The 8,984-nt window shown below is 34.8% G+C and carries 13 protein-coding genes; 12 read left to right on the forward strand and 1 reads right to left on the reverse strand.

What is annotated here, in order from left to right; all coding sequences use genetic code 11:
* From BG55_RS23145 to bamE, 12 genes are all read left to right on the forward strand, one after another.
* Positions 1-891 (forward strand): site-specific integrase, encoded by an 891-nt coding sequence (locus tag BG55_RS23145; protein WP_276525028.1) that lies wholly within the window; start codon positions 1-3, stop codon positions 889-891.
* Entirely contained in the window at positions 884-2,887 is a 2,004-nt protein-coding gene (locus BG55_RS03615) for an integrase (protein WP_034934423.1), read from the forward strand. The genes BG55_RS23145 and BG55_RS03615 overlap by 8 nt, the downstream gene beginning before the upstream one ends.
* 5 nt (positions 2,888-2,892) lie before the next feature.
* Positions 2,893-3,312, forward strand: coding sequence for a hypothetical protein (locus BG55_RS03620; protein WP_034934424.1), 420 nt, complete (start codon positions 2,893-2,895; stop codon positions 3,310-3,312).
* Positions 3,313-3,445: 133 nt separating this feature from the next.
* Positions 3,446-3,625, forward strand: a complete 180-nt coding sequence (locus BG55_RS03625) for a hypothetical protein (RefSeq protein ID WP_052018669.1) — start codon at positions 3,446-3,448, stop codon at positions 3,623-3,625.
* A gap of 6 nt (positions 3,626-3,631) precedes the next feature.
* Positions 3,632-4,225: a hypothetical protein gene (locus tag BG55_RS03630; RefSeq protein WP_034934427.1), complete on the forward strand. Its 594-nt coding sequence runs from the start codon at positions 3,632-3,634 to the stop codon at positions 4,223-4,225.
* Positions 4,226-4,405: 180 nt separating this feature from the next.
* Positions 4,406-4,579, forward strand: coding sequence for a hypothetical protein (locus BG55_RS22765; protein WP_160170829.1), 174 nt, complete (start codon positions 4,406-4,408; stop codon positions 4,577-4,579).
* Positions 4,554-5,024: a type II toxin-antitoxin system YafO family toxin gene (locus BG55_RS03635; protein WP_152542614.1), complete on the forward strand. Its 471-nt coding sequence runs from the start codon at positions 4,554-4,556 to the stop codon at positions 5,022-5,024. Before BG55_RS22765 ends, BG55_RS03635 begins: the two co-directional genes overlap by 26 nt.
* A gap of 37 nt (positions 5,025-5,061) precedes the next feature.
* Positions 5,062-5,385, forward strand: a complete 324-nt coding sequence (locus BG55_RS03640) for a hypothetical protein (RefSeq protein WP_034934430.1) — start codon at positions 5,062-5,064, stop codon at positions 5,383-5,385.
* 213 nt (positions 5,386-5,598) lie between these two features.
* On the forward strand, positions 5,599-6,021 hold the full coding sequence (locus BG55_RS03645; RefSeq protein WP_235192707.1) for a hypothetical protein: 423 nt from the start codon (positions 5,599-5,601) through the stop codon (positions 6,019-6,021).
* Entirely contained in the window at positions 6,005-7,186 is a 1,182-nt protein-coding gene (locus BG55_RS03650) for a relaxase/mobilization nuclease domain-containing protein (RefSeq protein WP_034934432.1), read from the forward strand. The genes BG55_RS03645 and BG55_RS03650 overlap by 17 nt, the downstream gene beginning before the upstream one ends.
* 242 nt (positions 7,187-7,428) lie before the next feature.
* Complete coding sequence (locus tag BG55_RS22220; protein ID WP_034932965.1) at positions 7,429-8,046, forward strand: DUF4755 domain-containing protein; 618 nt, start codon at positions 7,429-7,431, stop codon at positions 8,044-8,046.
* Positions 8,043-8,417, forward strand: coding sequence for an SEN1984 family lipoprotein (gene bamE / locus BG55_RS03660; RefSeq protein ID WP_034932962.1), 375 nt, complete (start codon positions 8,043-8,045; stop codon positions 8,415-8,417). The genes BG55_RS22220 and bamE overlap by 4 nt, the downstream gene beginning before the upstream one ends.
* Before the next feature lie 29 nt (positions 8,418-8,446).
* On the opposite strand, the gene BG55_RS03665 is transcribed toward bamE, so the two are convergent.
* On the reverse strand, positions 8,447-8,866 hold the full coding sequence (locus BG55_RS03665; protein WP_034932960.1) for a hypothetical protein: 420 nt from the start codon (positions 8,864-8,866) through the stop codon (positions 8,447-8,449).
* Between the last annotated feature and the right edge of the window lie 118 nt (positions 8,867-8,984).

The following is an 8,984-nucleotide window of genomic DNA, read 5'->3' on the forward strand; positions in this document are numbered from 1 at the left end:
ATCCCAAGAGCAAAGCAAAGTAGCAGATTCAGAACGAAATTCAAGATATTTGCCTTGAAGGAAGAGCTTTGGAGTATTATAAAGCTATTAGTAGAAGAAACTATTTCTAGATTTCAAAAAGAAGCAACAATTAACCTAAGTGAAAATGATCTTGCTAAACTGCCTCTTTTTCCGAACTGGGAAGAAATGTTAAAGATAACTAATTATAATGATTTCATTTTTCTTCTTGATACAGATAAATTCCATATCCAAAACAAGGTTATAAGTATTATCGTTAAAAAGGTAGTTAAGTTGGAGAGGCTTCATTCAGAAAGAACAGGTCAATTGTTGCAAATAACTCCAAGACGTTTTAGATACACAATCGGAACAAGAGCAGCAAAAGAAGGGTTTGGTGAATTGGTTATAGCAGAACTGTTGGATCATTCGGATACTCAAAATGCAGGTGTTTATATAAAAAATATCCCAGAACACGTCGAAAGATTAGACGAAGCAGTGGGGTATCAACTTGCTCCGTTCGCACAAGCATTTGCGGGGAAACTGGTTGATAATGAAGCTGATTCAGTCAGAGGGAGTGATAGAAACAGCCGCATAAGAACAGAAGAAGGCAATCCTGTTGGAAACTGTGGTGATTTTGGCTTCTGTGGGGCAAATGTGCCAATCCCTTGCTATACATGCATACACTTCCAGCCTTGGGTTAATGGACCTCATAAAGAGGTGTATGAGAGCCTTTTATCAGAGAGAAAAAGAATTGAACAGATTACAGGCGACATAACTGTAACTCAAATTTTAGATAGGAGTATTATTGCAGTTGCAGAAGTAGTTATGAAATGTGAAGCAAGGAAAGAGGAAATAACTAATAGTAAAAAAATCCAGGAGAAGTCAAATGAGTAACCTATTCCAATTTAAATCAAAATCCACAATAGAAGCAGATAAAAATCTAGCGGACTTTATTTATCGCTGCAAAAATGAATTAACAGTTTTTGGAAGTGATTTAAATTGGGATAGTATTGTTTGGCCTAATATTGCTGTATTCGCAAAATTAGGAGTAATAACAAGAAGACCTAGACCTGAAGAGTTTATGGAAGAAGAGTTTCTTGATTTTGCTAAGGCATATTTGAGATATCAGCAGGGCCATAACCCGACAGGTGCAAGAAATGAGTTGAAGGCACTTAGAGCAATCGATTCAGCCCTAAAAAATGTTACAGGTAAAAGTGATATTAGTAATATAAATATTACAGTTCTCAATAAAGCAATTGAAATGGCAATGCCTAACTATTCAGAGGGAGGAATGTACCAGTGTGGTCGAGAGTTAGAAAAATTAGCAAAATTTTTAACAACGAACAAACTCATTTCAAACAAACTTGATAGTTGGAAAAATCCTATAAGAAGACCCAGCGATAATAACAAAACAGGTAAAGAAGCAAAAGAAAATAGAGAGAAAAAATTACCTAACGAAGCTTCATTAAATGCAATTGCTGAAATATTCTCAAATAACCCTACATATCCACGTGATATTTTTACTTCTTCTATATTTACTATTTTAATGTCAGCGCCTTGTCGGATTTCAGAAGTATTATCACTGCCAGTAGATTGTGAATATACTGAAAAAGATAGCAAAGGTGTTGAAAGATACGGCTTGAGGTTTTTTGCAGGGAAAGGGGCTGAAGGAGATATAAAATGGATACCCTCAGTCATGGTAAAAAATACTAAAGAAGCGATTAGAAGAATAAAAGAACTGACAGAGCCTGCAAGAAAATTTGCAGCGTGGGTAGAAAATAATCCTAATGATTTTTATTTTCTAAATCAATCTATATGTGACAATAAAAACAGAAGTTTGAAAATTAAAGAAATCTGTAAGTATTTAGGAATTACTTATAAAAAAAGTACGCTTATGTATCTAAGAAATAAGGGTTTTCTCGTAAATAATGATAAGAGCTGTTCTTTAAATAAAATGTGGTCCGTAATTATTGGTAATTTGCCTGAAGATTTTCCTTGGTTAAATAAAAAAACCAGAACAAAGTATAGTAATGCATTGTTTTGTCTTAATGAAAGTCAGTTACATAAAGCCAAAATGACAATACCGCATTCAGTATTTAAACCAGATAGTACCTATTTTAATACTGATCTTATTACACAGATTGCAAGAGATAATATCTTTGTAAGAAACGGATACTCTACTGCGAAAGGGAGTCCTTATGGTCTTACTAGTCACCAAGCAAGGCACTTATTGAATACATTAGCTCAACGTGGTGGTTTATCTAATCTGGAAATTGCGAAATGGTCTGGTAGGGCTGACGTAAAACAAAATCGTACTTATAACCATATGTCAGAATTCGAGTTGGTTAAAATGGCCGAGTTGGTCGATTTTTCTGCTAACAAAAAATCAGTCCTTGCTGAAACAAGCTATGGAAATATTCCTATTACTACACAGGAATTTAACCTTTTAGAAACGGGTTCTGTTCATGTCACTGAGTTCGGATATTGTGTTCATGATTACACAATGAGTCCTTGTGATAAATACAGAGATTGTATCAACTGCTCGGAGCAAGTATGTATTAAAGGTGATAGTGAAAAACTGAAAAGAATAAAAGAAAGATACGAAAAGATATCTCGCGCATATAACAATGCTTTATCTGATAGTGGGGAGTTTTATGGAGAAGAACGCTGGATTGAACACCATAAAAAGACTCTCGAACGATTAGAAGAGTTAATTGGGATTATGGAAAATCCAGATATCGAGGATAATGCTCAGATAAAACTAAGAGGAAAAGATTTCAGTCAATTAACCAGGGTAATGAATAAAAAAGCAGAGCAAAGACTGACAAATAATTCTGATAATATTCATTCTGATATGCTTAATGAACTTAAACTGATTATGGGAGATTAAAACCAATGGCTAAACATTTAACTGAAAATGACATAGAAGCAATTGTTAACATGATCAACGGCTGGGGATCTGAAAAGATTTCTTGGACTAAAATCTGTGAGTCAGCAGAACCCCTCATAGGGAAGCTTCCTACACGCCAATCCTTGAACTCGTATAAAGATATCGTATTCGCTTATACAGCTAAGAAAAAAGGGCTTAAAATCGCAGAGCCTGCGCCTAAGAAGGTATCGAGCTTAACTGTCGCTGCTCAAAGATTGAGTAGTCTTGAAAGCAAGATAGCTCAGTTGAAAGAGGAGAATAACAGCTATAAAGAAATGTTTGTTCTCTGGCAATACAATGCTTACAGATTAGGGATTAAGGAGCATGATCTGAATGCCCCATTGCCTAAGATTAATAGAGAAAGGACTGACGGGGAAAGAAGGTAAAGTAACAACAGGTTGACTATTTTCAAACTAGGTTGCCTAAACGGTTATTTTGCGAACAATATTTGCTATTTTGTATGTTTAGTGTACAATGAAATGGTGAGAACTGTAGTTATGCTGTTCCGAGGAGATTATTATGGATATTCAAGAACTTACAAGAAAATTAAAAGATAAAACTATTTCGTATACTACAGAAGAAACAAAACAAATCCTGATTAACGCGAAAGTTTTAGTGAAAGACGGATCTTATAATCCAGATATGTTTTCAGAAGATTTGGTTAAAAGAAGTCAAGAGGCTATTAAAAGAAGAAAGTGATTCTAAATGAAGCCTTTTAATAGTAAACCGTCAGTTGTGTATGGATATCATGGGCTTGATAAGGAAGTTGCTTATGATATTTTAAATAACAATTCAGAATTCCTATTAAGTGATAACTCATATGATTGGTTAAGCGGAGGAGTATATTTTTGGGAGAATAATTATGAAAGAGCTATGGATTATGCAATAGAATCAAGTAGCAGAAAGGATTCAAAAATAAAAACACCTTTTGTACTCGGTGCTGTTATCGACTTAGGAACATGTCTTGATTTGTTAGACCACAGTGATATTGAATTTGTTAAGGAAGTTTATGAATTATTCGTAGAGTATTCAGCCGCCACCAATGCACCTTTACCTGTTAATAGCAGTTTTAATTTAAAAGTTAATGATTTAATGAAACGTGAATTAGACTGTGCTGTACTATCTCATGCTAAAGAATTAGCCAGTCAGAATGGAATAACTATTGATACTGTTAGAGCAGCCTTTCAGGAAGGTAATCCTATATATCCCACTGCCAATTTCTACGATAAAACACACATTCAAATAGCTGTAATAAACCCTAAATGTATAAAAGGGATATATCTTCCGAGAGAAATATGATTAATAATTATTTGCGTAACTAAATGACTTTATTAATTATATTTTAAATAAGGAACAGCTGCGCGTCAGCAGCCGGACACTGAGCCGAATAACGGCAGGTCGACAGTAACAACAGGTTGACTAGTTAGAACAAAAAAAGTATGATAACTAGACAATCGTTGTAGTTGTGAGGAGGTTATCATGAAAGCAAAAGTCAAAGCAAAATCACCAGGATACAGCACTGGTCTTTCAGAGGAACGTCTCGCTACGCTTGTTGAGGCTGCTACGGTGTTGGTTCGTGAATGCTCTAAAGCGGAAGACAAACGTTTAAAGGAATATTTATCAAAAAATGCCTATATTGCCGATAGAGTTTGATCACCGTCCAGATCTTTCGGGAATGAAAGGATTCGTTCCCGTTTATGATGAATTCAAAATATATAAATTATCCAGTAAAACCCATTCACGTCCAACCAATAAATATCAGAAAGAGTTTTTTTCTATCTCTCCATTATTTGGGCGTGATCGATTTAACGCAGACGATAGCATGGCCTTAGAATTATCTGCTGAAAATTTAACTCATGTCCATGTTAAGCAAAAAAGCTGTATTTGGGTTGACGAGGACGGAGATCCATTAGTTCAATGGGAATGTAAAAGCAATGCTTATTTAATTTATTCCTATTTTGTACATAAAGCTACCAGATATTATTTTGTCGTTAATTTTATTGATAATAATGCTCATGCAAGCTGGGATAATGAAGACGCTAAAAAATTATGGCTCGAAGACGCAAAAGCATTCAGACTATCTGTAATTTCTTTATAAACTTCATTAAATTTCATAAAACAAAGGAATATGTAGCATGTCTTGGGAAATAGTTTGCAGTTCTGAAAGTATTGATTATGTACTAATTAAGACTCAAGAAGAAGAGAGCTTTACAACAGAGAGTATCATTTTTAACGACAGAAAAATTCACCAAGAACCAAGTGGTGGATATCAAGAACCTAATGACCATGTAATGACCGATACCTATATTGCTAATTCTGAGCATGGAAGTTTTACATGGGTTGTAACTGCTCGTCGCTCTGGTTTTAATTCTTTTGCAGAAATTGAAGACATTCAAAGCTTTGAACCAATTGGTTGTGAAGCGTTAGAAATTCCTCTTTTTTCGATTCGACAAAATTGAAAATAAATTTAGTAAGCAAGATCTAAGCGTCGAAGCGCTACGCTTTTTCTCCTGCTTAGTTCTTGTTTTTTCTGCCCTTAGGTTGAAAAAGATCGACCCAAAATCCTTTCACGTATAGTTGACAAATCTCCTTCCTGAATTATAAAAGAAATAAAAGTGCTAATGGTATATGGATATACCTGCTGTGTTTCTTAAATATAAAAAGGAGTTTATATGGAAACTTTAAATCACTCATTCATGAATGAGGAATCTTTCCTCAATTCTGCTTCAGAAACAATATCCCTTCCTAAGATTGAAAATCTTCGTATTCATTGCGTCAGTGTAAGACTTAAAGCTTCTGAGCTACAAAGGCTCAATGAGCTTAGGGGAATCACGCCAAAGGGAGAATGGCTTCGAATGTGTCTTACAGACAGCCTTCCGGTCGTTGTCCCAGAGATAAATAGAAATGCGTGGATTAAGCTGGGTAATATCTCTTTGTCGTTTGAAAAATTAGTTAGTTTATTGCAATCAAAACACCAGGATAGCACCCTAAGCAGAACAGAACTTTTTGTTATCAAAAAGCAAATAAATGATTTACGTATTCAACTTCTAACCTCTAATTACTGGAGTTCTCTTGCTAATGAAAGGAATGCATAGGGTTAAGCGGGGGAAATCGTTTGAAGGTGTAGTCAAATACGTATTAAAGCCTGCACCCCACCATAAACAGAATCCGTTCGTTATCGGTGGGAACATGAGTGGAGAGCAGGTTTCTCAGTTAGTGAAAGAATTCAATTTAACTAAACAGATTAGAACTGATATAGCTAAACCTGTCTGGCATAATTCTTTACGTCTTCCAAAAGGCGAGACGCTCACGAATACACAATGGTTTGCATTTGCAGACGATTACATGAGGCAAATGGGATTTAGTGAAAGCCATATGAGAATCTATGTATTACACGACGACGCAGAAGGACAACATATTCATATTGTTGCAAGCAGAATAAGTTTAGATAAAGGTAAATTATATCTTGGGCAAAATGAAAATCTTATAAGCACGAGGATAATCGAAAAGCTTGAATTAACATATGGTCTGACTTATACAGGTAATAACAAAGCTGACTCCATTAAGTCAAAATCAAAAACGAAATTATCAAGAAATGAGCTGCAAAAGGAAAAGCGGGAGAAGACACCTGTTCCTAAGCGAATCCTGCAACAAAATCTCGAGGATATACTCTCTACCACCTCTGACATTGAGAGCTTTTTGAATAAGCTTTCTGATAGAAGCATTGTAGCTGTTCCAAATATTTCTGAGACTGGAAAAATGAGTGGTTTCTCTTTTGAATTCAGTGGAATCGCTTTTAAAGCTTCGCAAATAGGAAAAGATTATAGTTGGCTGTCTCTTAGTAAAAGACTTAATTATCTTCCTGAACGTGACAATCATTTTTTATTTGTTAGCAAAAGAAAATTCAACAGCCGTGAAAAGATTAAATTAATAAATGATACGGATACTGTAGAATCACATGAAGTTGATAATGCATTAGAAATGCAGCCTGAAAAAGCTTGCATTCGCATACCTCCCACACCCACGCCTACTTTCAGTCATAAACCCTCTGACGTGTTAGAAACCAACGTATTACGCTGGTTGGGGCAGATTCCATATTTAGGTATTTTAATCAAATTGCTAAAAATGAGAGGACTGACGTTGCTATCCCCGAAGAAGAGTATTTCGGTGATACATAAAGGCATTTCTATGGAGATCACTTTACCTAAAACTTTTTCCGCTGTTGAAGTGCCAGAAATAGGTCACAAAAATCCTTCGTAAATTAATCTATTTAAATCATTGTTTTATGCGAGTTTTTTGAATTTTGCCAAACTAATTGATCGATAAATACGATCAATAAACTATTCATGATAGTCTATGTCTATCATAAAGCAGGCATTGATCGGTACAAATGATTTGCTTAAGTTTTGAGCTTTCTCAAAAATCGATTTCAAAAGTAGTGACCAATCATATAGTTATCGATATCTGTAAGCTCACTTAACTCAAATCAGGTAGAAACAGCAATGGAAATCAAAAATTTACGTCAGCCGTCCTTTTTCCGCTCTTTCAGAGTCTGGATTGTTGTTGGGGTAGCTTTATATCTGTATCTGCATATCACTGCGGATAACAAAGCAAAAGACGTTCTGATTTTATGGTGTATTCCCTCTTTCTTTATTTTATTAAGCGCTTACGTGTCTTATCTCTATAAAAAACTTAATGCTTCGACTATTGATAAGTATGATAACAACGGCACCTGGAGTCATGAATTCAAAGATTCGAAAATGCTTTTAGACACTCATACCCGAAAGTTGACTTTGAAAAACGGTAAACGTGAAAAAACTTACTCTTTTGATCAGGTTGAGAAGTGGTATTGCCAAATTGAATCTGGAGGTGAAATTGTCGCTTTTGACCTTGTTAGTATTTTAGGAGCAACGGGACACAATCAATCTATCAAACACAATAATATTGAAAATTCTGGTTTTTTTATCAGAGTCAATGATATTGAATTTCCCACTTGGCAAATTAAATTCTATCCACGTGAAGGGAAGTTTCACCACCTTAAAGGAATTAAAGACACAGAAGAACAACTTCAACGCTGGTGTCGGATTTTTGATAATGTTATCAATGGAGAAGTGAAATGAATAAGATTATTTTTTCGTTCCTCATTTTCGGAATTGCTGGTTGCAGTTCAACAGCTGGAAATCATTCTATTTCAAATGAGACGAAGCAAAGTGTAAGCACGAAAATCAAAAATGGAAAAACCACGAAGAATGAGGTTCTTGCTTCCTTCGGCAAGCCAGGCCGTGAGACCAGTACGGGTAGTAATGAAGAACAATGGTTATACTCTTCTTATAAATCAGATATGACCGCATTAACTTATGTGCCTATTATTAATCTTTTTTCTTCTGGATCAGACACGCAATCAAAGTCATTGACTGTCACTTTTAAAGGAGACAAAGTAAGCGACTGGAATTTTAGCTCTAAATCCGACTCAGTTCATAACGGCTTTTAACTAAATGGCATGTAGAGGCATAATAGTCTCTACAGTCTTCTTCCTTTCCTTTTTTTCTTAACAGCATGTATTTTATCTGATAAAAGTGCTTTTTCGTATTTTGCTCTTTCCTTACTGTATATACTTTCAGCTTCAACATTGTTATTGATAACATAGTGAATTAAATACCTGAAAAGAAAAGTGAGTTCATGCTCATATCCCAAATGTTCTACAAGTCTGTCAGTGCTGTTTATCAAAGCATTTGATAGCATGGCAATAATCGTAAAACTATCTATTTTGTTATTTTGATTAATTGGCAAGTAATATTTTATGTAATATCCCACGCAGAAAAGCCAAATATATCGAATGATTTTCTCCTGTCCAAAACCAGACTCTTTCAATCTTTCAACATATTTTTGTAGCAACAGTATAAGTTTCTCTTCCTGAGAAATATATTTCAGTTTGTTCATAAGTTGCGTCCTTGCAATCAAATAAAATTGTCTTCCTGACATTGATAACTAGTAACATATAAATTTAATAAATCAATAGGCTTAAACTATTAATTGATAATTTTCTAATAATTTATTT

The sequence above is a fragment of the Erwinia mallotivora genome, from assembly GCF_000590885.1.
Classification (GTDB): Bacteria; Pseudomonadota; Gammaproteobacteria; order Enterobacterales; family Enterobacteriaceae; genus Erwinia; species Erwinia mallotivora.